The organism is Desulfuromonas thiophila, assembly GCF_900101955.1.
Lineage (GTDB): Bacteria > Desulfobacterota > Desulfuromonadia > Desulfuromonadales > Desulfuromonadaceae > Pseudodesulfuromonas > Pseudodesulfuromonas thiophila.
Window position 1 is genome coordinate 37597 of record NZ_FNAQ01000013.1, and the last position, 25736, is coordinate 63332.

25 protein-coding genes are annotated in these 25736 nt (G+C 59.6%); 16 read left to right on the plus strand and 9 right to left on the minus strand.

The features are described from left to right. Positions 1 to 273: 273 nt before the first annotated feature. The 7 genes from BLR80_RS09910 to BLR80_RS09940 all read right to left on the minus strand — a co-directional run bounded on the left by BLR80_RS09910 (position 274) and on the right by BLR80_RS09940 (position 8037). On the minus strand, positions 274 to 840 hold the full coding sequence (locus BLR80_RS09910; RefSeq protein WP_092079422.1) for an elongation factor P: 567 nt from the start codon (positions 838 to 840) through the stop codon (positions 274 to 276). Positions 841 to 1033: 193 nt separating this feature from the next. Next, the gene (gene rimO / locus BLR80_RS09915; RefSeq protein ID WP_092079425.1) at positions 1034 to 2389 is read right to left on the minus strand and encodes a 30S ribosomal protein S12 methylthiotransferase RimO; all 1356 of its coding nucleotides are present in this window, start codon (positions 2387 to 2389) and stop codon (positions 1034 to 1036) included. A gap of 181 nt (positions 2390 to 2570) precedes the next feature. Continuing rightward, positions 2571 to 3056: a YajQ family cyclic di-GMP-binding protein gene (locus tag BLR80_RS09920; protein WP_092079428.1), complete on the minus strand. Its 486-nt coding sequence runs from the start codon at positions 3054 to 3056 to the stop codon at positions 2571 to 2573. A 79-nt stretch (positions 3057 to 3135) separates the two neighbouring features. Then, positions 3136 to 3921 carry a LolA family protein gene (locus BLR80_RS09925; protein ID WP_092079431.1) on the minus strand — a complete coding sequence of 262 codons (786 nt, stop codon included), beginning with the start codon at positions 3919 to 3921 and terminating at the stop codon, positions 3136 to 3138. A 70-nt stretch (positions 3922 to 3991) separates the two neighbouring features. Then, positions 3992 to 5014 (minus strand): thiamine-phosphate kinase, encoded by a 1023-nt coding sequence (gene thiL, locus BLR80_RS09930; protein ID WP_092079434.1) that lies wholly within the window; start codon positions 5012 to 5014, stop codon positions 3992 to 3994. Between the two features lie 272 nt (positions 5015 to 5286). Continuing rightward, entirely contained in the window at positions 5287 to 6891 is a 1605-nt protein-coding gene (locus BLR80_RS09935; RefSeq protein WP_092079437.1) for a phosphoenolpyruvate carboxykinase, read from the minus strand. Positions 6892 to 7137: 246 nt separating this feature from the next. After that, positions 7138 to 8037 carry an Mrp/NBP35 family ATP-binding protein gene (locus tag BLR80_RS09940; RefSeq protein WP_092079440.1) on the minus strand — a complete coding sequence of 300 codons (900 nt, stop codon included), beginning with the start codon at positions 8035 to 8037 and terminating at the stop codon, positions 7138 to 7140. On the opposite strand from BLR80_RS09940, the gene BLR80_RS09945 reads away from it, so the two are divergent. The 4 genes from BLR80_RS09945 (at position 8036) to BLR80_RS09960 (ending at position 11363) form a co-directional block, all read left to right on the plus strand. Next, a complete protein-coding gene (locus BLR80_RS09945) occupies positions 8036 to 8257 on the plus strand; it encodes a hypothetical protein (RefSeq protein ID WP_092079443.1) in 222 nt (73 codons plus the stop codon). The genes BLR80_RS09940 and BLR80_RS09945 overlap by 2 nt on opposite strands. A gap of 153 nt (positions 8258 to 8410) precedes the next feature. Further along, positions 8411 to 8809, plus strand: a complete 399-nt coding sequence (locus BLR80_RS09950; RefSeq protein ID WP_092079446.1) for a hypothetical protein — start codon at positions 8411 to 8413, stop codon at positions 8807 to 8809. 135 nt (positions 8810 to 8944) lie between these two features. Beyond that, positions 8945 to 9808, plus strand: coding sequence for a hypothetical protein (locus tag BLR80_RS09955; RefSeq protein WP_092079449.1), 864 nt, complete (start codon positions 8945 to 8947; stop codon positions 9806 to 9808). A 124-nt stretch (positions 9809 to 9932) separates the two neighbouring features. Then, entirely contained in the window at positions 9933 to 11363 is a 1431-nt protein-coding gene (locus tag BLR80_RS09960; protein ID WP_092079452.1) for a hypothetical protein, read from the plus strand. A gap of 96 nt (positions 11364 to 11459) precedes the next feature. On the opposite strand, the gene tkt is transcribed toward BLR80_RS09960, so the two are convergent. Both tkt and BLR80_RS09970 read right to left on the minus strand, forming a co-directional pair. Beyond that, on the minus strand, positions 11460 to 13457 hold the full coding sequence (gene tkt, locus BLR80_RS09965; RefSeq protein ID WP_092079455.1) for a transketolase: 1998 nt from the start codon (positions 13455 to 13457) through the stop codon (positions 11460 to 11462). Between the two features lie 166 nt (positions 13458 to 13623). Beyond that, a complete protein-coding gene (locus BLR80_RS09970; protein WP_092079458.1) occupies positions 13624 to 14928 on the minus strand; it encodes a pyridoxal phosphate-dependent aminotransferase in 1305 nt (434 codons plus the stop codon). A gap of 665 nt (positions 14929 to 15593) precedes the next feature. Between BLR80_RS09970 and BLR80_RS09975 the strand changes: the two genes are divergently transcribed. From BLR80_RS09975 to BLR80_RS10030, 12 genes are all read left to right on the plus strand, one after another. Continuing rightward, the gene (locus BLR80_RS09975) at positions 15594 to 15986 is read left to right on the plus strand and encodes an NADH-quinone oxidoreductase subunit A (protein ID WP_092079461.1); all 393 of its coding nucleotides are present in this window, start codon (positions 15594 to 15596) and stop codon (positions 15984 to 15986) included. A gap of 62 nt (positions 15987 to 16048) precedes the next feature. Further along, on the plus strand, positions 16049 to 16552 hold the full coding sequence (locus tag BLR80_RS09980) for an NADH-quinone oxidoreductase subunit NuoB (RefSeq protein ID WP_092079520.1): 504 nt from the start codon (positions 16049 to 16051) through the stop codon (positions 16550 to 16552). A gap of 5 nt (positions 16553 to 16557) precedes the next feature. After that, complete coding sequence (locus BLR80_RS09985; RefSeq protein ID WP_092079464.1) at positions 16558 to 17076, plus strand: NADH-quinone oxidoreductase subunit C; 519 nt, start codon at positions 16558 to 16560, stop codon at positions 17074 to 17076. Positions 17077 to 17097: 21 nt separating this feature from the next. Then, complete coding sequence (locus BLR80_RS09990) at positions 17098 to 18219, plus strand: NADH-quinone oxidoreductase subunit D (protein ID WP_092079467.1); 1122 nt, start codon at positions 17098 to 17100, stop codon at positions 18217 to 18219. A 5-nt stretch (positions 18220 to 18224) separates the two neighbouring features. Continuing rightward, positions 18225 to 19205, plus strand: a complete 981-nt coding sequence (gene nuoH / locus BLR80_RS09995) for an NADH-quinone oxidoreductase subunit NuoH (protein WP_092079470.1) — start codon at positions 18225 to 18227, stop codon at positions 19203 to 19205. Continuing rightward, complete coding sequence (locus tag BLR80_RS10000) at positions 19202 to 19642, plus strand: NuoI/complex I 23 kDa subunit family protein (RefSeq protein WP_092079473.1); 441 nt, start codon at positions 19202 to 19204, stop codon at positions 19640 to 19642. Before nuoH ends, BLR80_RS10000 begins: the two co-directional genes overlap by 4 nt. Continuing rightward, entirely contained in the window at positions 19639 to 20163 is a 525-nt protein-coding gene (locus BLR80_RS10005) for an NADH-quinone oxidoreductase subunit J family protein (protein WP_092079476.1), read from the plus strand. Before BLR80_RS10000 ends, BLR80_RS10005 begins: the two co-directional genes overlap by 4 nt. Then, positions 20160 to 20477: an NADH-quinone oxidoreductase subunit NuoK gene (gene nuoK / locus BLR80_RS10010; protein WP_092079479.1), complete on the plus strand. Its 318-nt coding sequence runs from the start codon at positions 20160 to 20162 to the stop codon at positions 20475 to 20477. The genes BLR80_RS10005 and nuoK overlap by 4 nt, the downstream gene beginning before the upstream one ends. Before the next feature lie 84 nt (positions 20478 to 20561). After that, positions 20562 to 22055, plus strand: coding sequence for a monovalent cation/H+ antiporter subunit D family protein (locus BLR80_RS10015; RefSeq protein ID WP_092079482.1), 1494 nt, complete (start codon positions 20562 to 20564; stop codon positions 22053 to 22055). Next, positions 22052 to 22300 carry a hypothetical protein gene (locus BLR80_RS10020; protein ID WP_092079485.1) on the plus strand — a complete coding sequence of 83 codons (249 nt, stop codon included), beginning with the start codon at positions 22052 to 22054 and terminating at the stop codon, positions 22298 to 22300. Before BLR80_RS10015 ends, BLR80_RS10020 begins: the two co-directional genes overlap by 4 nt. Further along, positions 22290 to 24056, plus strand: coding sequence for a Na(+)/H(+) antiporter subunit D (locus tag BLR80_RS10025; RefSeq protein ID WP_092079488.1), 1767 nt, complete (start codon positions 22290 to 22292; stop codon positions 24054 to 24056). The genes BLR80_RS10020 and BLR80_RS10025 overlap by 11 nt, the downstream gene beginning before the upstream one ends. 41 nt (positions 24057 to 24097) lie before the next feature. Further along, a complete protein-coding gene (locus BLR80_RS10030) occupies positions 24098 to 25729 on the plus strand; it encodes a complex I subunit 4 family protein (RefSeq protein WP_092079491.1) in 1632 nt (543 codons plus the stop codon). Positions 25730 to 25736 lie beyond the last annotated feature (7 nt).

Here is a 25736-nt window from a genome sequence, read left to right on the forward strand (position 1 = left end):
GATGTTTCAGCACGCGTTGAAACCGGCTGCGATCGAGAAGAGACGCAAGGCCACCAACGGAAATTTCGTTCTCGGCCATGACCGCTTTGCCGCGAGAAGCGGCGCAGAATAAACGTGATTTTGTCTGACCCGTATTTCCTGCAGAACGAGCGAGGGCGCGCCGTAAAATGGGCGCGCCCTCGCTCGTTTGGGGCAGTATTGGGAACGCTTGGGGTTGGCAGCGTAGCCCGCCGGCGCGCGGCCTGTTTTGCCGGCGCCATTTCAAGGGTGGTTTCAGCAGCGGGAAATAAAGCGCCCTTCGCGGGTATCGACCTTGATGCGCTCGCCGCTTTCCAGGTAGCCCGGCACCTGCAGGCTCAGGCCGGTTTCCAGGATGGCTTCCTTGGTCTGGGCCGTGGCGGTGGCGTTCTTGATGGAGGGGGCGGTTTCGGTCACGGTCAGCTCCACGGTCAGGGGCAGTTCGATGGAAACCACCTGCTCGTTGAAGATGCCGAGAGTCACCTCCAGGCCATCGGTCAGATAACCCTTGATGTCGTCGAACAGATCGCCGCTGATCTCGAACTGGTCGTAGGTTTCCAGGTTCATGAACACGCCTTCGCTGGCGCTGGCGGCGTAGAGGTACTGGCCCTTGTTGCGAGCGAAGTCGGCTTCGTCGAGCTTGTCGCCGGATTTGAAGGCTTTGCTCAGTACCTGGCCGGTGAGCAGATTGCGGTATTTGGTCTTGACCAGGGTGTTGCCGCCGCGGGCGGTGGGCGATTGCAGGCTGATGTCGAGGACGAGGCAGGGGGCGCCGTCGAGCTGGAAGATCAGGCCACGTTTGAGGTCGGAGGCGAGGATCATGTCGGGTCTCGTTGGGCTAGGGGTTGTCTGTTGGATTGGCCAGGATGTTGAAAAAGTCCCATCCGGGGCTTTTTCAACGACGCAAGCCGAAAATGCGATTTCCGTCTTGCTCACAAAATCAATCGATTACGAAGTAATGATTGATTTTGGTCGCCCGTCCATGGGCTCCAGCAGGCTGTTTTTCAACAGCCTGTTATGGCTGGTCGGCTTCGGCTTCAACGATTTCTCCGATCAGGTCGTATTCGGTGGTGTCGCTGATCTGCAGCGGGACAATATCGCCGACGTTGGCCTGGCCGGCGGTGATGTAGACCAGCCCGTCGATATCGGGTGCCTGGCTGATGGCGCGGCCCTGCAGCAGCAGGTCGGTTTCCTCGCTGTAGCCTTCGACCAGCACAGCGATCTGCTGCCCGCGCAGGGCCTGATGCTTGCGGAATGAAACCCGGCTTTGTGCCTTCATCAGCTTGTTCTGCCGTTTCTTTTTTTCCCGTTCGGGAATCTGATTGTCCAGCAGGGCGGCGGCGGTCCCTTCCTCGCGCGAGTAGCGGAACACGCCGACCCGGTCGAACTGGCCCTGTTCGACAAACGCCAGCAGTTGCTGGAAATGCTCGGCGGTTTCGCCGGGAAAGCCGACGATGAAGGAGGTGCGCAGGGTCAGCTGCGGGACGCGGTCGCGCAGGCGCTTGACCAGCCGGTCGATGCCGGCACGGTCGATGCGGCGGTTCATGGCCCGCAGCAGGTCGTCAGCGACATGTTGCAGCGGCAGATCGAGGTAGGGACAGATTTTGTCGTGCGTCGCCATCAGCTCGATCAGCTCGTCGCTGATGCCGTCGGGATAGGCATAGAGCAGCCGCAGCCAGCGCAGCTCGTCAATCTGGACCAGTTCGCGTAGCAGATCCTCCAGACGGGCGCCGTCAGTGCGGTCGCGGCCGTAGGCGGTGATGTCCTGGGCGATCAGGTTGACCTCGCGTACGCCGGCGGCGACGCGCTGGCGCACCTCGGTGACGATGGAGGCGCAACTGCGCGAGCGCAGGGCGCCGCGCAGTTGCGGGATGATGCAGTAGGAGCAATGGTTGCTGCAGCCTTCGGCAATCTTGACATAGGCGCTGTAGAACGGCGAGGCCTGCAGGCGCGGAGTGTCGTGATCGTAGAGGCTGTCGGGCGCGCCGATGCAGCAACGCTGGCGACCGGCCTGCTGCCAGGCGTCGATCTGTTCGACAATGCGGGCGGCGTCGCCGGTGCCGAGAAACAGATCGACCTCGGGCAGCTGCTCGGCCAGTTGCTGCTGATAGCGCTGCGGCAGGCAGCCGGTGACGATCAGCAGGCGGCAGCGGCCGTGTTCCTTGAAGCGAGTTGCCTCCAGGATGGTATCAATGGATTCTTCCTGCGCATCCTGAATGAAGGCGCAGGTGTTGATGATGAGGATGTCGGCTTCGAGTTCCTCGTTGGTGATGGTAAAGCGATCCGGTGGCAGATGGCCGAGCATGACCTCGGCATCGACCAGATTTTTCGGACAGCCGAGGCTGACCAGACAGACCTTCTGTTTGTTCACGCAGGGTTCCTTCGTGCTCTGATAGGATGTTGAAAAAGTCCCATCCGGGGTTTTTTCAACGATGCAAGCCGAAAATGCGATTTCCGTCTTGCTTACAAAATCAATCCATTACGAAGTAATGATTGATTTTGGTCGCCCGTCCGTGGGCTCCAGCAGGCTGTTTTTTAACAGCCTGCTGAGGCTATGAACGCATGTTGACGAATTGCAGTTCGAGGCCGAAATCCTTGCCCTTGAGCAGTTGAATGACCTCCTGCAGATCGTCGATCTTCTTGCCTGTCACCCGCACCTCGTCCTCCATAATCTGCGGCTGCACCTTCAGTTTGGAATCCTTGATGGCCTTGATGATGTCCTTGCCTTTTTCCTTGGAAATTCCCTGAATCAGCGCCACCTTCTGGCGCACGGCACCTCCCGAGGCGGCTTCGGCCTTCTGAAAATCAAGGCATTTGGTCGAGACGCCGCGGCGGGTGAGTTTGCCTTTGAGGATGTCGACCACCGCCTGCAACTTGTAATCGTCGGCGGCGAGGATGCTGATGGCGTCCTTGGTCAGTTCGATTTCATTGTGGGTGCCCTTGAAGTCGAAACGCTGGGCAATTTCCTTGCTGGTCTGATTCACGGCATTGTCGACCTCCTGCAGGTCGATCTTGGAAACGACATCAAAACTGGGCATGGCGGTTCTCCTTCAAGGCTGGGGCCGCTGGCGAGAAGCGGTCCGACGGGCGATGATCGGACTGTTTTTCAACAGCCTGTTATTGCGCGGTTTCCGGGCTGGCCGGCGGATGCACCACATCGACACCGGGCGGTACGATGAAGCGGAACTGTTCGCCATCAAGGGGCGGGTTGAGCTGGGCCTGCTGGAAGCTGATCTCGGTGCGGTTGCCGTTGGGATCGACGGTGACCAGCTGCAGCAGCGGCAGGGCAGCGGTCTGGGGCTGGTCTTCCAGCCAGGCCGGTACCCGCAGCAGCAGATGATCAATATAGCTCGACGGCTTGAGGGGCTTAAGCCACAGCAGCAGACTGTCACTGCCCTCAAGCGGCTCCTCGGCCCAGTCGATGGTGAAATGCTGCTGCAGCCGGTCGAGACTGCGCAGGAACAGCAAGGGGTCATCGTCGCGCTGCATGTCGGGCTGTACCGGCGAGATCATCACACGCTGGTCCTCCGGCAGATAGACCCACAGGGTTTCGCCATCGCACAGAATCTGCTGTTGCTCCGGCGCACGGTAGTCCCAGCGAAACTGGGTGATCAGGCTGTCGCCGAGGGGCTGGTTGAAGCGGGCCATGACCCGACCGGCGCCCTGCTGGCTGCGATTGAGGCTTTGAATGTGGGCTTGCTGGCTGAATTCGGCGCTGAAGCTGGCGATGCGGGCCGGGTTGGCGCCGGCGGCAAAGCGTTGTTGCAGCTGGTCAAGCAGGTGCTGCAGGCGGACATCGGCAGCCGCCGGTTGGGGCAGCAGCAGACTCAGAAACAGGCCCAGCAGCAGCAATGGGCCGGCGAACAGACGGTAAGGCGGGGCGGAACGTTTGACAGGTGACATGAGAGACTCCGCAAGGGATCGAAAAAACGAGGTAACAGGGGCAACAGGGCGCCGGTGTGAAACCGCCGGGTCAGGCCGGCTGGCCGGACTGGAAATGGTTGAAGCCGCGCGCCTCGACGGGTTGGCGGCTGCCGTCGGGACGGCACAGCCACAAGCCTTCGCCGGGCTGCAGGCTGCCGATGGCGGTCAGTGGCAGGGCCAGCCGCACGGCCAGCTGCTCCAGACGTGGCGCGGCCTCCGGCGGGGCGCTGAACAGCAGTTCGTAATCCTCGCCGCCGCGCAGCACCACATCGAGATCCTCCGGCTGGTGGTTCAGGTGGCGGCGAACATCGGCCGACAACGGCAGCGCGGCCGGATCGAGGCAGGCCGCCAGCTGTGATTGCTGCAGGATGTGTCCCAGATCGGCCAGCAAGCCATCGGACAGATCGATCATGGCGTGAGCCAGGCCGGCGACGGCCACTGCCCGGCCAAGGGCCAGCCGAGGAGTTGGCTGGTGATGGCGCCGCGCCAGGGTTGGCGGCGGTGCCTGGCCCTGTCGCAGCAGATGCAGGGCCAGGGCACTATCGCCCAGGGTGCCGGAAACGTAGAGCCGGTCGCCGGGCTGGCCGCCGCTGCGACGCACCAGCTGATCGGCAGGGACCGTGCCCTGTACGCTGACGCTGATGAACATTCCGGTCTGGCTGCGGCAGGTGTCGCCACCGCACAGCAGCGCCCCGGCGGCGCGACATTCGTCGAGAAAGCCGTCGCAAAAAGCGTCCAGTTCGTCCAAGGCCAGATCCTGTGGCAGCCCCAGCCCCAGATGCAGATAGCGAGGGGTGCCACCCATGGCGGCGATGTCGCTGAGATTGACAGCGGCACTTTTGCGTCCCAGGGCGTACAGGCTGGTCCAGTCGCGACGAAAATGAATGTTCTCGATCAGCAGATCGGTGCTGGTCAGCAGCAGTTCGCCGGCCGGCAGGGTGCAGGCACTGCAGTCGTCGCCGATGCCCAGCACCACATCGGTGCGACCGGCCTGATCACGCAGTTTCTGGCGCAGCCGCGCGATGAAGCCGAACTCACCGAGACTGGCGAGGTTGTGGGTCGTGGTTGTCATCATAGCCCGCTAGAGTAGGCAAAGATGCGCCAAAAGTCCAGCGGCCCGTGCGCCAGCGGCCCAGTCTGGCGGCGGGATGCAGCTTCTTTCTTTTGACAGGTAATCAATTGTTTTTACTTGATTGTTCAAAAACTATCAGTGTCCGAGGTTTTTGGATGGGCCGGCACAGGTGGTGTGCTGGTGGATTTTACCGCCTGCCGGCGGCGGGATGACAAAAAAAGGGCGGCCCGTCAGGGCCGCCCCAGGTTACGGCTGTTTGGTTGTGGCGGGTATCAGCGGGCCAGTGGTCCGGCCTGGCGCACCTGCTCGTCGACGCCATCGGCGAATTTTTCGAAATTGGCGTGGAAGGCTCGCGCCAGTTCGGTGGCCTTGGTGTCATAGGCCTGCTTGTCCTGCCAGGTGTTGCGCGGATTGAGCACCTCCTGCGGCACGTCGGGACACTGGGTCGGGATGTGCAGACCGAAGATGGGGTCTTGCTCGAAGCTGACACCGTCGAGACGGCCTTCCAGGGCGGCGTTGAGCATGGCGCGGGTGTGCTGGATCTTCATGCGGGAGCCGATGCCGTAGGGGCCGCCGCTCCAGCCGGTGTTGACCAGCCAGCAGGCGACCTCGTGGCGGCGGATCTTGTCCTTCAGCAGGTTGCCGTAGACCGACGGGTGCATGGGCATGAAGGGTGCGCCGAAGCAGGCCGAGAAGGTGGTCTGGGGTTCGGTGACGCCTTTTTCCGTACCGGCCAGTTTGGCGGTGTAGCCGGAGATGAAATGGTACATGGCCTGTTCCGGTGTCAGGCGCGAGATCGGCGGCATCACGCCAAAGGCATCGGCGGTGAGCATGACAATGTTGCGTGGATGGCCGGCGCGCAATTCCGGCACGATGTTCGGTATGTGGGTGATCGGGTAGGCCGCGCGGGTATTCTCGGTGATGCTGGCGTCATCCAGATCGATGTGACGGCTGGATTCGTCCAGGCCGACGTTCTCCAGAATGGTGCCGAAGCGGCGGGTGCACTTGAAGATCTCCGGTTCGGCTTCAGGGCTGAGGTTGATGACCTTGGCGTAGCAGCCGCCTTCAAAGTTGAACACGCCATTGTCAGTCCAGCCGTGCTCATCGTCGCCAATCAGACGGCGGCGCGGGTCGGCCGACAGGGTGGTCTTGCCGGTGCCCGACAGACCGAAGAAAATGGCGGTATCGCCTTGCGGGCCGACGTTGGCGCTGCAGTGCATCGGCAGCACACCCTGGTGCGGCAGCAGATAGTTGAGTACCGAGAAGATGCTCTTCTTGATTTCGCCGCTGTAGGCGGCGGCGGCGATCAGCACGATGCGGCGCTCAAAATTGATGATGATGCCGGCCTCGCTGCGGGTGCCGTCGATTTCCGGTACCGCCTTGAAATCCGGCGCGGCAATGACGGTGAAGCCCGGCACGAAGCTGGCCAGTTCCTCGGCTGTCGGCAGGATCAGCATGTTGCGGGCGAACAGGCTTTGCCACGCCAGTGAGGTGATGACGCGCACCGGCAGGCGGTAGGCCGGATCGGCACCGGCGAAGCAGTCCTGCACATAAAGCGGGCGATTCTGCAGATAGGCCATCATGCGGTTGTAGAGCAGGTCGAATTTTTCCGGCGCGAAGGGGCGGTTGACATTGCCCCACCAGATGTCGGTGGCGCTTTCGCCCTGCTGGACAATAAAGCGGTCGTTGGGCGAACGGCCGGTGTAGTCGACATTGTAGACGACAATAGGGCCCTGATGGGACAGGTGGCCTTCGTTGCGGCGGATGATTTCTTCGTACAGCGCCGGGGTCGACAGATTGCGCCGGATACAGGGAATGTTGGTGATGCCGTAGCTGGACAGATTCAGGTCGCTGCAGCCGCTGCCGGGTACGTTCATGGTGTCGGGTCTCCTGCCGGATGGAGGTGAATCGGGAAGGGCGTCGGAAAATTTTTAATGCCAGTGAAAGCTTCTTACATAGCCGCTGCTGCCGGCGGAGTCAAGCGAAACCGGGTGGTGGTGGGCAGAGGCAAAAAAGCCCGTTGCCGGCAGCTTTTGCCGGCAACGGGCTTAACGAGACACAACAGGAGGCCTCCGGGACGATCGGAAGCTTTTACAGTGCTGGTGAAAATGCGGCGAAAGGAATCAGTCTTCCAGACTGGCGGTGCCGGCGGCGGGGTTGCTGCAGCGCAGCTGCAGTTCCTGGGCGATATCGCGCAGGGCGGCCGCCGTCGGTGAATCCTCCACGGTTACCAGCGGCGTACCGGCATCGCCGGCTTCAACCATGCGCGGATCGACGGGCACGGCACCAAGGAATGGCACCTGCATGTCGGCGGCCATCTGACGGCCGCCGCCTTTTTTGAAGATGTCGATGACCTCATTGCATTTGGGGCAGACAAAGCCGCTCATGTTTTCGACGATGCCGTAAACCGGCAGCTTGAGCTGGCGGCAGAAGGTGACGGATTTGCGTACATCCACCAGTGCCACCTTCTGCGGGGTGGTGACCAGCACGGCGCCGCTGCTGGTCGTGCCCAGCAGCTGGACGATGGACAGCGGTTCGTCGCCGGTGCCGGGAGGACAGTCCACCACCAGATAGTCGAGCTCGCCCCACTGCACGTCGCGCAGGAATTGCTGAATGACACCCGTTTTCATCGGACCGCGCCAGATCAGGGCATCGTCGGCCGTCTGGGTCAGAAAGCCGATGGAGATGACTTTCAGGCCCTGGGTGTCGATGGGCACCATGCAGCCGTCTTCCACCGCCGGTCGCCGGCCTTCCAGTCCCAGCAGGGTTGGCACGCTGGGGCCATGCAGGTCGATATCGAGCAGGCCGACGCGTTTGCCCTGGCGGGCCAGCGCCAGCGCCAGGTTGACGGCCGTGGTGCTCTTGCCAACGCCGCCCTTGCCCGACATCACCAGAATGCGCTGCCTGATGCCAGCAAGGCGCTGTTGCAATTGCTGTTGCTGCTGATCCTTTTCGCAGCGCTGCTTTTCCGTATCCGAGCAGCTGCCGCTTTTGGCACAGCCGTTACAGGGATTTGAGCTCATGGTTTTTCTCCTTCGCAGGGATAACAACGGTTCCTGGCCACTGGGCCGCGGCTTGCGGCAAAAATCTGCCGGAAGGCTGATGATCATTTTCGCGCGGCAGACTAATCCCCTTGGGGGCAACTTGTCAAACCAGCGCTGGCGCCAGCCGATCGCCGGCGCCAGTTTTTCAGGAGTTTACCCTGGGTTTGACCTGACGAAAAAACAGCCTCAGCTGATCTGATAACCCTGTTTTGTTTTCTTGACCAGAGCCGGCACAGTTGCTAGTTTCCGTCATTCAATGCGCGATTGCTGCCACCGGTCGCGCAGCTGGGTCTGTCGGCCCGTCACGGTTTCAATCCATCAACAGGGAAGAACGCAACAGGAGGAACAAGGCATGAATGCAGGCAGAATACTGATAACACTGCTGCTGGTCGTCGGTCTGAGCAGCCCGGCCCTGGCGGCCATCGATTTCTTCGGTACCGCCCGGGTACTGCCGACCTATTACAAGAATTTCGATTTCAATGACGATGCCAGCGACATGTTCGTGGTCAACGAGGGCGGTCTGGCCAAGGGCGAGCATCTGCGCGCCGAGTTGCGCCTGGGCTGGCAGGCCAAGGGTGACAAGTGGTCGGTGAAGATGATTACCGAAGCCGACGTCATTATGCAGAAGGACACGGCCGATCGCTCGTTCTATGCCGGTTCCGACAAGGGCGTCAACCCCAACACCGGCGGCGAATTCGGTATTGAGCGTGTCGAATTGCTGTATGCCTTCAGTCCGCTGGCGGAACTGTAGACCGGCTGGGATATCCGCGCGCTCGATATCAAGACCGGTGGTCTGCTGTATGGCGACGACCATCCCTTCATCGGTTTCCGTGGCCAACTGGCACAGAACACCCGTTACGAACTGCTCTACCTGCCGATCCAGAACATGAGTGGCATCACCGGCGATCCCTTTGACAGTGACGAGATCAACGACTGGCGCGTCTACAGCCTCAAGCTCAACCAGAAGATCGGTGCCTTCGAGCTGAGCCCGTTCTATGCCTACAGTGATAACGACAACCGTGAGACCACCGTGCATTACTATGGCGTGGAAGCCTACGGCAAGGTCGGCATCGTCAAGCCGTCGTTTGAGATCGTGCTGGCCGACGGTGATTTCGACAGCGGCAAGGACATTTCTTCCATGGCGGCCTTCGCCGGCCTGGAGCTGGAACTGAGCAAGGTTTTCAATCCCTATGTGGCGCTGCGTTACACCCAGGGTGATGACGATGCCAGCGACAACGATGTCGAGGGCTGGGTTGGCATTACCGATATCGGCCGCTTCACGCCGCTGATGGGCATGGATGGCGGCATCCTCAGCGAGGATATCGGCCAGAGCTATGGCGCCACCCTTTATTCCTATGCGCCGGAGCGGTCACCGCTGCGGGCTGGTTTGCCGACGGACAACTACGGCGGCATCAGCAATGGCGGTCGCGGCAACAACCCCGGCCAGCGCATCGTGGCGGTCGGCGCCCGTGGTGACCTGTCGGATTTTGTCGACAAGCTCAGCTATAAAACCCAGGTGTTCTTCATCTGGTACGACGAAACCGACAACCTCAACAACAAAAAGAATCCGGCCAAGAAGGTCGATGATTATGCCGGTACCACCTTTGATCTGCAGCTGAGCTACGCACTGGATGAGCATTTCACCATTGGCTATATTTTTGGCATCTTCCAGCCGGGTAGTGGCATCGAGGATCAGTTTGGTGACGATCCGGCTCTGACCAACTGTGTGAGCCTGGCCTGGACCTACTGATCAACTGCTTGGGATCTGTTCCTTTAGATCTTTAGAAAATTGGCTAATGGCTGAAAGGCCCCGCTACGGTCCGGCAACGGTCATGGCGGGGCCTTTGTCGATGGGCTGCCGAGGAGAGAACGGTATGCGAAAGATCCTGATGTTTTTGTTCTTTTTTGTGCTGGTGGCGTCACTGGCCCTGGCCGCGGATTGGTCGCGCCTGGAACGGCGGCTGAATCTGTGGGATGGCGAGATGGATCTGGCCATCGCCGGTGAGCTGGATCTGTTTGGCGATGCGCGGCTGAGTTCTCTGGTTGATCTGTTGCTGGAGCGGGGCTTTGCCCTGCTGCCGCCGGGCCAGACCAGTGAAGGGGGCCTGGTGTTGGAACAGCAGACGCTGGCCGGGGAGGAATTGCTGTTGCTGCGGCGGGCTCGCGATGGCGCGCTGCTGGCTCGTCAGCCGCTGTCGCCGCCGACCCTGACCGCCGCCACGCCCGTTACCACCGCATCCGTTCTGCCGCCTGTTGCCGCTGAGCCGGCTGCGGCCAGCGTGTTGCCAACCCGCAACCTGCTGCAGCCGACACCACTGATCGATCCGACCAGCGTGCTGCTGCCGCTGGCCGGCCAGCCCCGTGGCCTGGCTGTCTGGCCGGCCGCTGAAGGGGGGGTTGCCCTGTTTTTGCTGGAAGATGCCGGTCTGCGGCAGTGGTACTGCGATGGCCGGCAATTGTCCGAAGTGGCTTTTTATCCGGCGCCGTTGAAGGTCAGTCGCGCCCTGTCGCTGGCCATTGGTGACAGCGACGGCGATGGCGTGCCCGAACTGGCGGCTGTCTGGCTGGAGGACGTGCGGGGGGTTTATCAGGGAACCAATTCGCAGGTACACGCCTGGCTGCTGCAGCCCCGCAAGGGCGAGCTGGTGGCGCTGAGCGACGATCTGGCCGGTTATCTGGCCTTTGACGGCACGTCCTGGTTGCGTCAGCAGCGGAGCGATTACCAATTGTTCGAACCCGTGGTGGAGGTGCTGGAACGGACTGCCGACGGGGTTCGAAGTGTCGGCCAGCGCCCCCTGACAGACTGGCTGTACGCCCGTTGTGATGGGCCGGCGCAGGGGCAGCAGGTTGTCTGGAACGCAACCGGCCGCCTGGAGGTACGGCAGCAGGGGAGCGCGCCGCGCCCATTGCTGCTCGATTTTGGTCTCCATCAGGGTGCGGCGGTATTTGTCGCGCTGGAAACTCCTGAATATCGGAGCGGTTTTTCGCGGGATGACCAGGTGCTGGATCGGCGTTACCTGCTGCCGCGGCGGCTGCTGCCCATGGATGGGGCTCTCTATAGCCTGATTCGGGGGCGCAGCAGTGGCCTGCCGCTGATCGGCAGCACCGCCGGACAGGATCGGTTGGTGCGCATTCGCAGCATGGGCGAGCAGCTGCAGGCCGATGAGCCTTTCGCCCCGGTTGATGCCTTTATTCTGGATTTTGCATTATTGCCGACGGCTTCCGGCTTGCAGGCGGTGTTGCTGCTGAACGAAAAGGAAGGCGGTCGGGGCAGCGCCTATCTGGCATTGCAGCGACAGCGTTGACGCGCGTTGCCAGTGATTGAAATGTCTGCCACGAAAAAAGGGTCAGCAGCTGCTGACCCTTTTTTCGTGGCCGGGTGTCGCTCAACCCGGCGGATTTTAGCCGTTGGCCAGTAGCCGGCGTGCCTGCTCCAGCAGATTGTCGGCGGTAAAGCCGAATTGCTGCATCAGCAGGTTGCCGGGAGCGCTGGCGCCGAAGCCGGTCATGCCGACAACCGCGCCATCAAGGCCGACGTAGCGTTCCCAGCCGAAGGTGGCCGCCGCTTCGATGGCCAGCCGCTTGCGGCAGGCCGGCGGCAGAACCTCTTGCCGGTAGGCCACATCCTGCTGCTCGAACAGCTCCCATGACGGCAGGGAGACGACACGGACGCCAATGCCCTCTTGCTGCAGCTGCTCACGGACAGCCAGGGCATGTTGCACCTCGGAGCCGCTGGCCAGCAGGATCAGCTGCAGGGTGCCGTCCTCGCGGGCGAGGACGTAACCACCGCGTTGCAGGCCTTCAGCGGGCGCGTAGTGCTGCCGATCAAGAGTTGGCAGGTTCTGGCGGGTCAACACCAGTGCGGTGGGGCCGCGGCGGTTGAGCAGGGCCGCTTTCCAGGCCTGGGCGGTTTCGTTGGCGTCGCACGGGCGAATGACGGTGAGGTTGGGCACGCTGCGCAGACCGGCAATCTGCTCAATGGGCTGGTGGGTCGGGCCGTCTTCGCCGACACCGATGGAGTCGTGGGTGAAGACGTAGATCGGTGCGATCCCCATCAGCGCCGCCATGCGCATGGGCGGGCGCATGTAATCCGAAAAGATCAGGAAGGTGGCGCCGAACGGCAGCAGTCCCCTCGTGTGACACAGGCCGTTGAGGATCGAGCCCATGGCGTGCTCACGAATGCCGAAGTGGATGTTGCGGCCCGCCTCGTCGCTGCTGAATTCGGTTTGACCCTTGAGGTGGGTGTTGTTGGATGGCGCCAGATCGGCACTGCCTCCCAGCAGCAGCGGCAGGCCCTGGGCCAGGGCGTTGAGCACCTGACCGCTGGCGGAGCGGGTGGCGCTGCTGCCGCCGGCGGCGAAGGTCGGCAGCAAGGCATCGATCTCGGCGGCGGTGGGCAGCCGGTCCTGACACCAGGCCTGCAGGGCGCTGTTGCTGGCCGCTTTGGCGGCACAGTCGGCCTGCCATTGCTGTTCCAGCTCAACGCCGCGCTGCTTGATGGCGGCCAGGTGCTGGTAGACGGCTTGCGGTACCACAAAGCTCTGCTGCGGATCAAAACCCAGGGCCTGCTTGGTCAGGGCCAGTTCCTCCGAACCCAGCGGCGCGCCGTGGGCGGCCTCGCTGCCCTGTTTGTTGGGCGAACCCTGACCGATATAGGTGCGGGTAATGATGAGTGAAGGCCGCGGGTCGCGCTTGGCGCGTTCAATGGCGGCGTCCACCTCGGCCAGATCCTCGCCGATCACCCGCTCGACATGCCAGCCGTAGGCCAGGTAGCGCGTGGCCACCTCTTCGCTGAAGGCCAGGCTGGTATCGCCTTCGATACTGATCTTGTTGTCGAGATAGAGGTAGATCAGATTGCCCAACCGCAGGTGGCCGGCCAGGGAGGCGGCCTCCGAGGCTACGCCTTCCATGATGTCGCCATCGGAGCAGAGGGCGTAGATGCGGTAAGCGAACAATTCCTGGTCGAGGCTGTCGGCCAGATAGCGGGCACCCATGGCCATGCCGGTGCCGACGGCAATGCCCTGCCCCAGGGGGCCGGTGGTGGTTTCCACACCCGGTGTGTGGCCGAATTCGGGATGCCCGGGGGTTCTGCTGCCAAGCTGGCGGAAATTTTTCAGATCCTCCAGGCTCAGGTCGTAGCCGCACAGATGCAGGGTGCTGTAGAGCAGCATGGAGGCATGGCCACAGGACAGGATGAAGCGGTCACGGCCCGGCCAGTCGGGATTGGCCGGATTGTGGCGCAGGTGGCGGCTGTAAAGCAGGTAGGCCAGCGGCGCGCCTTCCATGGGGGTGCCCGGATGGCCGGAGTTGGCCTGCTCCACGGCATCGGCGGACAGCAGGCGGATGGTATCGATGGCTTGGCGGGCGAGGACGGGATCGATGGGGCTGGTAACGGACATGTATGGGGCTCCTTTGCGGGACGGGCGGATGTAAAAGCGCGGCCAATTCAAGCAGGAATGACCGTTTTTTGCAACCGTTTGTCGTCTGCGGCGGCCGCCCCGATGGGCGCGAGGCCACGGCCCGTCAGGGGGCCGCGGCCTCGCGCGGGCAGAGGAACCGGCAGGCTCAGGAAGCCAGGTACGCCTGGATACTTTCGGCGATGGTGTGGAAGATCTGGGTAAATTCCTGCTCGTCGCGTTCCAGCAGGGTGATACGGAAACCGCGCTCCGCCGTGGAGAAGGAGCTCAGTGGTACCACGCAGATGCCGGTGGCACCCAGCAGGTAGTAGACGAAGCGCTTGTCCAGCAAGGTGCCGGGAGCCGCCACCAGGCTTTCCACCAGGGCGCGCACCTCGGGATTGGCGATAGGCAGGCTTTGCTTGTCATTGAGCAGGTTGCGGTCGAAGGCCACGCTCATGTAAAAGGCGCCATTGGTGCGGTTGACCTTGATGCCCGGGACCTGCTTGAGGATGTCGTAAGCGATGTTCGAGCAGCGCTCGTAGCGTGCCGTGCGTTCCTTCAGGTAGACCGGATACTGCTCGTGGCTGAGGATCAGCGGAATGGCCTTCTGCGGCAGGGTGGTGGAGCAGACCTCGACCATCTTGGCGTCGAAAATCGACTGGATGTAACGCTTGAACATGGGGTCTTTGTCGCGGTTATACACCTCGATCCAGCCACACCGCGAGCCGGGCCAGGGCAGATCCTTGCTGATGCCCTTCATGGCGATGGCCGGCACGTCGCCGATCAGGTCGGAGATGGGTTTGGTCGATTCACCATTATAGATAATGTTGTGATAGATCTCGTCACAGATGATGAACAGGTCGTACTCCTTGGCGATCTTGATCATCTCCACCAGAACGCGCTCGGGATAGACCGCGCCGGTCGGGTTGTCGGGGTTGATGATTAGCAGGCCGCAGATGGCCGGATTGTACTTGACCGACAGGCGCAGATCGTCCAGGTCGGGGTACCAGTGATTGTCCGGGTCGAGCCGATAGGATACCGGCGCCTGACCGGCGTGCGCCGCTTCGCCGGAGGAATGGGTAGAATAGGTCGGCGAGGGGCCGATGACGCGGGCTTCACGCTTGAGAAAGCCGTAGACCTTCTGGATGGCGTCGCCCAGGCCGTTGAAGAAAATGATATCTTCCGGCGTGATCTGGGCCTTGCCGCGGCGGTTGGTGCGCTCGGCCAAGAACTGGCGTGTTTCCAGCACGCCCTTGGTGGCGCAGTAACCGTAGGAGCAGTCCTTCATGGCCAGATCGGCAACGATTTTTTTCATCCACTGGGGAATCCGTTCCCCCTTGGCGATGGGGTCGCCGATGTTCTCCATGTTGGTCTTGATGCCGAGTTGATTAAGCTTCTCGGCGATTTCAACGATGGCGCGGATTTCGTAGGTCAGCTCGCCGGCGCCGATGTGAACGATGTTGTTTCTCATGGTGTCGATTCCTTGGGACAGAAGGGGGAAAGCGGTGCCGCCGGAATGGAAACGGCCAGGCAACGATGGAAAACAAAAAGAGCCACGGTGTCCGCCGTGGCCCTGCTGTGCACTGAGTAGGTCGAAGTTCAGTCCGGTCGGGAGAGACCGCAGGGCACAGCAGATCCGCCGCGCCGCGCTCGCGCTGCGGCGCCAGGATATCCAGATGCTGTGGCCGTACCGGAAAAGCTGTACATAAAGCCGGGTCTCCCAAGGTGTGGGGCCTGCCGGGTCTTGGTCTGGAACGCGACAGTCAGCGATGGTGGTTAGCATGGCTGCCAGGAAATGTCAAACGTCAAATCGGAGACGCTGTCAGCAAGACCGGCCTGGCGGCAAGGAACGTATGTCGATTGTATACAGTATTCAGTCCGGAGAAAATTTTAAAAAAGTGTTTACTGGAATAAAGGCTAACGATTTCGACATGTTGACTAGAGTGGTGGGGATTGTCGAGAGGGTTTCCGAATAAAATCTTGACAAGGTTTGGGCATTCCGATAGAAAATACAAGATTTTTTGCGTACTGTTCACAAGGACGCGAAAAAATGACAGATTCGACGGGCCGTGAGCGTGCGATTGCACAGTTGTCGGGCGTGGCGGCGAAATTCCCCTGAGGGAGGCAAAGAGAGGCATGGCCGAACAGTATCTGGTCAACTACACCTATGTGGCGGTCTTTCTGGCCGTCGGCATTGCCTGCGGCCTGGGGCCGCTGGTGATCTCGCGGCTGTTGGCGCCGCGCATCCTGTATCGCAAGACCCTTGATCCGTACGAGTGCGGTATGGATCCCTATGGGTCGGCGTGGAATATCCGCTTTGATATTTCCTATTATCTCTATGCGTTGATCTTCCTCGCTTTCGATGTCGATGTTCTCTACCTGTTTCCGGTGGCGACGGCCTTCGACACGGTGTCGGCTGTGCGGGGTATTTCGGAACTGGTGATTTTTGTGGGTATTTTGTCTCTGGCGATCGTCTATGCCTGGGTCAAGGGAGTTTTCACGTGGCCGAACAAAAGAAAAGTCTGCTAAGGGTTCACTCCTACACCAAGGAGTGTCAGGAGCGTTACGTCAAGGGGGCGGGTGACAGCACGCTGGTGGCTGATCCCGGGGCTTTGATCCAGTTGGAGCTGGCAGACAAGATTCTCAATCTGTGTCGGGCCAACTCATTGTGGCCGATGACCTTCGGTCTGGCCTGTTGCGCCATTGAGATGATGTGCTCCGGCATGGCGCGCTTTGACATCTCCCGCTACGGCGCCGAGGTGTTTCGGCCGTCGCCGCGTCAGTCCGACCTGATGATTGTCGCCGGCACGGTCAATCGCAAGATGGCTCCGGCGGTGGTGACGCTTTATGAGCAGATGCCGGCGCCGCGCTATGTCATCGCGCTGGGCAACTGTGCCATTTCCGGTGGCCCGTTTGCCGTTGAGGCCAATTATGACGTGGTCCTTGGGGTCGATCAGCTGATACCCGTCGATATCTATGTGCCCGGTTGTCCGCCGCGCCCCGAAGCCCTGATCGAGGGCATCTTCCAGTTGCAGGAGAAGATAACCGGTGTGCGTCATCCGTTCCCGCAGAACCGCATGCCGAAGGGAGCCTGATCGCCATGGACAGCAAACAGATGCAACAGAAATGGCAGGCTCTCGGCGCCACCGTGGAGCCGGTTGACTATGCCGTCAGCGGTTATGATTTCAGTGTTGGTCTGAGCGGTGAGAACCTGCGGGCCTTTGCTGAGCTGATGCTGCGCGAGGGTTTCTATCTGGTCGATCTGATGGCGGTTCATGTCAAGCCGGCCGTTGAGGTGGTCTACCAGTTTGCCCACACCGGGGGGCAGCGCTGTCGCGTGCTGGCGCGCGCCTTTGTCGCCGCCGATGGCGCCCTGCCGACAATCTGCGATATTTTCCATGGGGCCAACTGGCATGAACGTGAGACACGAGACTTTCATGGCGTTGTGTTCAGTGGTCATCCCAATCTGCAGCCGCTGATCCTGCCCGAGGAGGATGTCGACCTCAAGCCGCTGCTCAAGGACGAGAAGATCCTCAAGGATGTCGCCGCCATCCGGCGCCAACCGCCCGAGGCCCCGGCGGCAGCCCCTAAAGCCGCTGAACCTGAAGCCGCGAACTAGTCCGGAGCTGAGCTGATTGCCATGAATACTGACGTTTTGCAAGACGAAAGACATCACCGGTTCATTCTGAACATGGGGCCGCAGCATCCGAGTACTCACGGGGTGTTGCGTGTGCTGCTGGAGATGGAAGGTGAATATGTCACCGAACTTGAGCCGGTGCTGGGGTATGGGCATCGTTGCCATGAGAAGATTGCTGAGTACAAGCCGGCAAAATCGTTCATGCCCAATACAGCGCGGATGGACTACCTTGGCGCGCTGATCTACAACCACGGCTACGCGCAGTTGCTTGAGCGCGCGGCCGGTATTGAGGTGCCGCGGCGGGCGGAGTTCATTCGCGTCATTGTCAGCGAACTCAACCGGGTACAGAGTCACCTGCTGTGGTTGGGCGCCTATCTGCTCGACCTTGGTGCCTTTACCCCGATCATGTACAGCTTCGATGATCGCGAGCAGATCCTCGATATTCTCGAGGATATTACCGGTTCGCGTCTGACCTACTGTTACATGCGGGTCGGTGGGGTGTGTAAAGATATTGATGACAAGTTTGTCAGCCGTACCCGCGCCTTTATCGATCGGCTGCGTAGCCGCTACCCGATTTATGAAGAACTCGTCAATGGCAATATCATCCTGCAGAAGCGTCTGAAAGAGGTCGGTGATTACACACCGGAACTCTGCGCCCGCTACGGCGTCACCGGCCCTCTGTTGCGGGGTACCGGTGTTGCCTATGACCTGCGCCGGGCCGAGCCGTATTCGATCTATCCCGAGTTCGATTTCGAGATTCCGACGGAAACCCGTGGAGATTCCTGGGCGTCATACAATGTGCGCTACCGCGAAATCGAGCAGAGCCTGCGCATTATCGAGCAGGCCCTCGATAAGCTGCCGGAAGGTGAGTTTCTGGCGGCCAAGGTGCCCAAAAAGCTCAAACTGCCGGCCGGTGACTACAACTCATCTGTCGAGGCACCGCGCGGCGAACTGTCCTATTACCTGGTGTCCGATGGCAGTGACGTGCCCTATCGACTCAAGGTGCGCACCCCTTCGTATTCCAACCTCAGTGTCGTTCCCGAGATGTGCCAGGGCATGTTGATTGCCGACGTGGTGACGTCCATGGGAGCGCTCGACCTCGTTATCCCCGAGATTGACAGGTAGTGCATATGGAAACCCTGAATAGTTTGACACCGGAACTCTGGCGCCTCCTGCTGGCGATCATCGGTATCGTGGTGGTGGTTTTTGGCAACGCTCTGGTCATGGGCTATCTTGAGCGCAAGCTGGCCGGGCACTTTCAGTGCCGGACAGGCCCGATGGAGGTCGGCTTTCATGGCATCCTCCAGCTCATCGTCGATGGCGTGAAGCTGATGGGGAAGCAGCTGGTGGTTCCGGCTCAGGCCGACAAGAAGCTGTTCATGCTGGCCCCCATGCTCTCGTTCGCACCGGTATTTCTGCCTTTGCTGGTGATTCCTTTCTCCGACAAACTGCAGGGCTTTGACCTGGATGTCGGTCTTCTGTTCATTCTCGCCATCGCCTCGATCAACGTGCTGGCCATTCTGGTCGGCGGCTGGGGTTCAAACAACAAGTACTCCCTGTTTGGTGCCTTCCGTTCGGTTGCGCAGAATGTGGCCTATGAAATTCCGATGCTGATTGCATTGCTGGCTGTTGTCTTCATGACCAACACCTTCAGCCTGCGCGGCATTGTTGAAGCCCAGAATGTCTGGTTTGTTTTTCTGCAACCGGTGGCCTTCCTGATCTATCTGGTCGCCATGGTGGCGGAGACCAACCGCGCTCCGTTTGACCTGCCGGAGGCCGAAAGTGAACTGACAGCTGGCTTCCATACCGAATACAGCGGCATGGGCTTCAGTCTGTTTATGATCGCCGAATACACCAACATGTTTATCGTCTGCAGTATCGCCACAGTCTTTTTCCTGGGCGGTACCTCCGGTATTCCGTTGCCCTATTTCGAATACACCGGCGCGCTGTGGTTTTTTGCCAAGGTGTACCTGCTGATGTTTTTCCTGGTGTGGATTCGCTGGACCTATCCGCGCACCCGCTTCGATCAGCTGATGAATCTGTGCTGGAAGTACCTGATTCCCTTCTCGCTGATTAACCTCCTTATCACTGTGGTGGTTGTAAAGCTATGAAAGCCTATTTTACCGATCTGTTTACGGGGGCGTGGAGCCTGATCGTCGGACTGAAGGTAACCTTCAAGGCGCTGATTTCGCCTGTGGTGACGGTCCAGTATCCGCGTGTGAAGAACGAGGTCACGCCCAACTATCGTGGCCATATCGACCTGGTCAAGGATGCTGAAACCGGCAGCCATCGCTGCATTACCTGCGGTTCCTGTATGCGGGAATGTCCGTCAGGCTGCATTGTGGTTGATGGCGAGAAACGCGAGGGCGTCAAGGGCAAGGCATTGACGGTGTTCACGCTTGACTTCACCAAATGCAGTTTGTGTGGTGCTTGCGTTGAGGTCTGCCCCACCCAGGCCCTCGATTATTCGCAGGAATACGAACTCGCCGGTTCGGCCCGCGAAGATTTCTATTATGATCTGCTCAAGCGCGTGGAGGAACGGGAATGATTGTCTATCGGTACATTGCCGAAACCCTGTTTTACGCCTTCATGATTCTGACATTCATGGGCGGCTTTATGGCAGTGCGTTCCCGTGATCTGATGCACGCTGTACTGGGTCTGGCGGTTTCATTGCTGGGTGTTGCCGGGTTGTACTTCCACCTGGGCAGCCCGTTTCTGACCATGATGCAGATACTGATCTATGTCGGTGCTGTCTGCATCATCATCGTCCTCGGCGTGATGCTGGGCAATACGCCGGATCAGCTGGCCAAGATGAATCTCAAGGGTCGCAATATGGTCTTGGCGGTTGGCGCCTGCGCGGCCGCCTTCCTGACCCTGTTTGCCACCCTTAGCGTCACCGGTTTCGCGCCGGCGGCCGAGCAGATCGGAGACATGTCGATCCGCTTTGTCGGCCAGAGCCTGCTGTTCCAGTACTGCCTGGCCTTCGAATTGATTTCGGTCATTCTGTTGACGGCCATTATTGGCGCGATCATCCTGGCGCGCGATGGTCGTGAGGAGACTGCGAAATGATCATCAGTGACAACCTGAACACCTACCTGGTTATAGCGGCGATCCTGCTGGTGATCGGCCTTTACGGCATGCTGCAGCATCGCTCGCTGATTGGTATGTTGATTTCAAGTGAATTCATCCTCAACGGTGCCGCCCTCAACTTCATGGCGTTCAACCGCTTTGTGGCGCCCAATCCGGCCGTCGGCCAGATCTACACCCTGTTCATTATGGGTATCGCCGCGGCCGAAGCGGCCATTGTGGTCAGTATCATCATTGCCGTGTACCGCAAGTACCGCAATGAGGATCCGGCCGAGGTTCAGGATCTCAAATACTGATAGGCGGCTAAAGGCTGATGTCATCCGTAACGGCCGTTTCGCCCTGTTCAATGGGCGGAACCACCACCTGAGAAAGCACTTGTAATGAACACGATAATCACAAGTAAGATTGTACTGACCATGATGATCCCGATGATTACGGGTCTGTTGGTCATGTTTTCAGGGAAGAAGCCGAATCTGCGCGACAGCTGGTCGACCCTGGGTGCGGTGCTGACCTTTGCGTCGGTGCTGAACTTTTTGCCCGTGGTGCTCGACGGCGGCCAGATGCAATATACCCTGTTTGAACTGTATCCCGGCATCAGCGTCAAGCTCAATCTCGACGGGTTGGGCGTGGTGTTCGCCCTGGTGGCATCGTTCCTGTGGATTCTGGCCAGCCTTTATTGCGTAGGTTACATGCGGGGCCTGAACGAGCATGCCCAGACCCGTTTTTATGTCTGCTACGCGGTGTCGGTCGGTGCTGCCATGGGTGCTGCCTTTGCCGGCAATCTCTTTACTCTCTATCTGTTCTACGAGATTGTTTCGATCTTCACCTATCCGCTGGTTATGCACCATCAGGATGAAGAGGGTTACGCCGGCGCCAAGAAGTACATCGTTTACCTGATGTTCACCTCCAAGGCGTTTTTGCTGCCGGCCATGATTATTATCTATGTGCTGGCCGGTACTCTTGACTTCCAGACCGCCAACATCGCTCAAGGCATCTTCCCGGCTGAGGCCAGTCGTTTCATGGTTGGCGTGGCCTACCTGCTGTGCCTGTTTGGCTTCGCCAAATCCGGTATCATGCCGCTGCATAACTGGCTGCCGGATGCCATGGTGGCACCGACGCCGGTCAGCGCCCTGCTCCATGCCGTCGTCGTCGTCAAGGTCGGCGTTTTCTCCACTTGCCGCGTCATGCTGTCAACCTTTGGTACCGATATCCTGGCAGAGACCGGACTGGGGCTGTTTACCGCTTACTTTGTCTCCTTTACCATCCTGACCGCTTCGATCATCGCCCTGACCAAGACCAATCTCAAGGCGCGACTGGCCTACTCTACGGTCAGCCAGCTGTCCTACATCATCCTGGGTGTTGCGATGCTGACACCGGCGTCCATTACCGGTGGCCTGATCCATATCGCCAACCATGCCTTTGCCAAGATCACCCTGTTCTTCGCCGCCGGCTGCATCTTTGTCGCCAGTGGCAAGAAGGATATTTCCGAGATGGGTGGGCTGGGCTACCGCATGCCCTGGACGCTGGTGGCCTTTGGTATCGCCTCCCTTGGCATGATTGGGGCACCGCCGGTTGGTGGTTTTGTGACCAAGTGGTACCTGTTGGTTGGCGCCATGGACATCCATAACTGGATTCTGCTGTGTGTGCTGCTGGCCAGCAGTCTGCTCAATGCCGGATACTTCGTACCCATCGTGCTGCAGGCCTTCTTCGGCAAGCCGTTGCCGGCTGACCAGGGCGTTACCGGCAGCCTGGAGAAGAAGCCGCTGATCCTGTTCATGGTCGTGCCTCTGGTCATCACGGCGACTATATCGGTGCTGGTCGGTATCTACCCCGATCTGTTCCTTGACCTCATTAACCTGATGGTGAAGTCATGATTGTACACGTCATAACCTACCTGCGTGAACGGCCGGCCATGCTCAAGTGGCTGTTCATGGCCTACCTGGCATTTGCCCTGGTGTTCGATTTCTTTGCCGATCGGCATCATGCCCACTTCTGGGGCGACAACATTATCGGTTTCTGGGCGATCTTTGGACTGATCGGCTGCCTGCTGATGATCGTATTCTGTAAAGGCCTGTCGCACGTCTGGCTGGAGAGGGACACGGACTATTATGACAAGTAGTATCTTTATGCATCCCGCAGCATTGTTCATTGTCGGCGCGCTGCTGCTGCCGCTGTTCAAGAAGTTCAATGCCCAGAAGATCTGGCTGGTGGTGGTGCCCCTGCTGGCTTTCCTGCAGATCCGCTATCTGCCGCAATCCTTTGGTGCGGTGGAGTGGCTCGGGTTCAAACTCCAATTCGGCCGGGTCGATCAGCTGACCATGGTTTTCCTTCATGTCTTCACCCTGATGGCGCTGATTGGCAGCATCTTCGGGCTGCATGTGAAGGAAAGCGGTCAACACATCGCTGCCTGGCTGTATGTTGCCGGTTCCCTGGGGACCACCCTGGCGGGCGACTACCTGACGGTATTCATTTTCTGGGAACTGATGGCCTTTGCCTCGGTGTTTCTGGTCTGGTACCGCAAGAAGAAGCGGTCCATCGAGGCTGGTTTCCGTTATCTGCTGGTGCACACCTTCGGTGGCCTGGTTCTGCTTGGTGGCATTTTCCTGCGCTACCAGAATGGTCATGATCTGAGCTTTGAACTGATCTCGCCTGATGCTGCCGGGCTGGCCGAATACCTGATCATGATCGGCTTCATGCTCAATGCTGCCGTGCCACCGATCCATGCCTGGCTGCCCGATGCCTATCCCGAGGCGACCGTGACCGGTGCCGTGTTCATGTGCGCCTTCACCACCAAGACTGCTGTCTATGTGCTGGCGCGCGGTTTCGCCGGTTTTGAGGCTCTGGCGATCCTTGGTGCCATCATGACGCTCTATGGCGTCGGTTACGCGGTGATTGAAAATGATGCCCGCCGTATCCTGGCGTATCACATCGTCAGTCAGGTCGGTTACATGGTGTGCGGTGTTGGCATCGGCACGGAAATGGCCATCAATGGGGCCTGCGCCCACGCCTATGCTCACATCCTTTACAAGGCGCTGTTGTTCATGGGGGTTGGCAGTGTGCTGGAGATGACCGGCCGCTCCAAGCTCAACGAATTGGGTGGTCTGTATAAATACATGCCTCTGTCGATGATCTTCACCGTGATTGGCGGCATCGCCATTTCCGGTTTCCCATTGACCAGTGGTTTTGTCAGCAAGTCGATGATCATTGCCGCCGCGGGCAACAACCACCAGCTGATCCTCATGCTGATGCTGTCGCTGGCGGCCGTCGGTACCTTCCTGTCGGTCGGGATCAAACTGCCCTATTTCATCTGGTTTGGGCCGAAGGATAGTGGCCTGCAGCCGAAGGAAGCCTGCTGGAACATGCAGCTTGGCATGTTCATGGCCGCCTTTATGTGTATCTTCCTCGGCGTCTATCCGGATTATCTCTACAACATGCTGCCCTATGCCGTGGACTACCATCCGTACAGCAGTTACCACCTGACGGAAACCTTCCACCTGCTGGGCTTTACCGGTCTGGGTTTCTACATCATGGTCAAGTACCTCAAGCCTCATGATGTCTCCAATCTCGACCTCGACTGGTTTTACCGTCGTGGTGCCGGCTGGTTCATGTGGCTGGCCCGTAATCCGATCCATGCTGTCAACGAGTGGGTCAGCAATGTCTACCAGACCGTTGGTCTGCGCTTCACCATGGCTGCGGCCCGTGCTCTGTCCTGGTTTGACTGGGAAGGGATCGACTGGGCCCTCGATGGCAGCGCTAAAGGTTTTATCAAGGGTGGTGAGCAGGTGCGCCAGTTCCAGACCGGCAAGCTGCAGCATTACATCGGTGCCGCTGTTGGCCTGCTGTTCCTGGTGCTGATCGTGGTGGTGTTAATCTAGTCTGTTGCCTCGGCAACCTTCTCATACGACAGTAGGAAGTCATGGAAAAGTATCTAATCCTGAACACGCTGAGCTACCCGGTCCTGTCGCTGCTGCTGCTGGTGCCGCTGATCGGGGCCGTCGTCGCCATGTTTCTGCGTGGCGATACCCTGATCAAGTACTGGAGTCTGGCGGTCACGCTGGTCACGGCGGTGATCTCCCTGCCGCTGTGGACCTGTTTCGACAAAACCACGGCCAAGTACCAGTTTGTCGAGTTACGCCACTGGTTCCCGTCGCTGAACCTGGATTATGTGGTTGGCGTTGACGGTATCAGCGTGCTGCTGGTGCTGCTGACCACCTTCATCATGCCGCTCTGCGTGCTGTGCTCCTGGACCTATATCCAGACCCGCATGAAGGAGTTCATGATCGTCACCCTGTTGATGGAAACGGCCATGATTGGCGTGTTTGTCAGCCTCAATACGGTGCTGTTCTACATCTTCTGGGAAGGCATGCTGGTGCCGATGTACCTGATCATCGCCATCTGGGGTGGTGCACGGAAGGATTATGCCTCCATCAAGTTCTTCCTCTACACCTTTGCCGGCAGCATCTTTCTGCTGGTGTCGATCATCGCCCTGTTCATCAAAACCGGCACCTTCTTCATTCCGGAATTGATGGAGCACCAGTACGGCTTTGCATTTCAGCTGTGGGTGTTTCTGGCCTGCGCCCTGGGCTTTGCCATCAAGATGCCGATGTTCCCGTTCCATACCTGGTTGCCGGCCGCTCACGTTCAGGCCCCCACTGCCGGTTCGGTCATTCTGGCCAGCATCCTGCTGAAGATGGGCGGGTACGGTTTCCTGCGCTTCTGTCTGCCGATGGCGCCGGCGGCTACCCTGTACTGCATGCCGTACCTGATCATCCTGTCGCTTATCAGCATTATCGTTGGCGGCTACCTGGCTCTGGGCCAGACCGACATCAAGAAGCTGATTGCCTATTCATCCGTTGGCCACATGGGTTTTGTTACCCTCGGGATTTTTCTGCTCAACGATGCTGGTATCAAGGGCGCCATGCTGCAGATGATCAATCACGGGGTCACCACCGGTGCCCTCTTTATTCTGATTGGCCTGATCTACGAACGAACACATAGTCGTGAGATTGCCGATAATAACAAGCTTGGCATGTTCATGCCCATTTATGTTACCTTTCTCGGTATCTTCTCCCTTTCATCGCTGGCCTTCCCCGGCACCAACAGCTTTGTTGGTGAGTTCCTGGTGTTGTTCGGGGCCTTTGAAAAGTATCCGCTGGTTGGTGCCGCTGCCATTCCCGGTGCCATTCTGGCAGCCGCCTACATGTTGCGCCTGCTGCAGAAGATGGTGTGGGATGACTCCGATGGTCATGCCCACCACCATGATGAAGGTCACGGCCATGGTGACAGCCATGGTCATGGCGATGATCACGGCCATGCCTTGAAGGATTGCAATGCCCGCGAGATTCTTCAGCTGGCGTTCCTGACCATCTTCGTGTTCTGGATTGGCCTGCACCCGACGCCTCTGCTGGAAATGATGGACAGTAGCATTGCCCATCTGACACAGCAGGTCGAGGCTGGCAGTTTGCTGCCGGAGGCCGCGCATCCTGGTCATCACCATGCCCTGTTGAACCAGGCCGGGGCCTGGGTCAAGAGCCTTGTAAGCTTCTAACTACAGA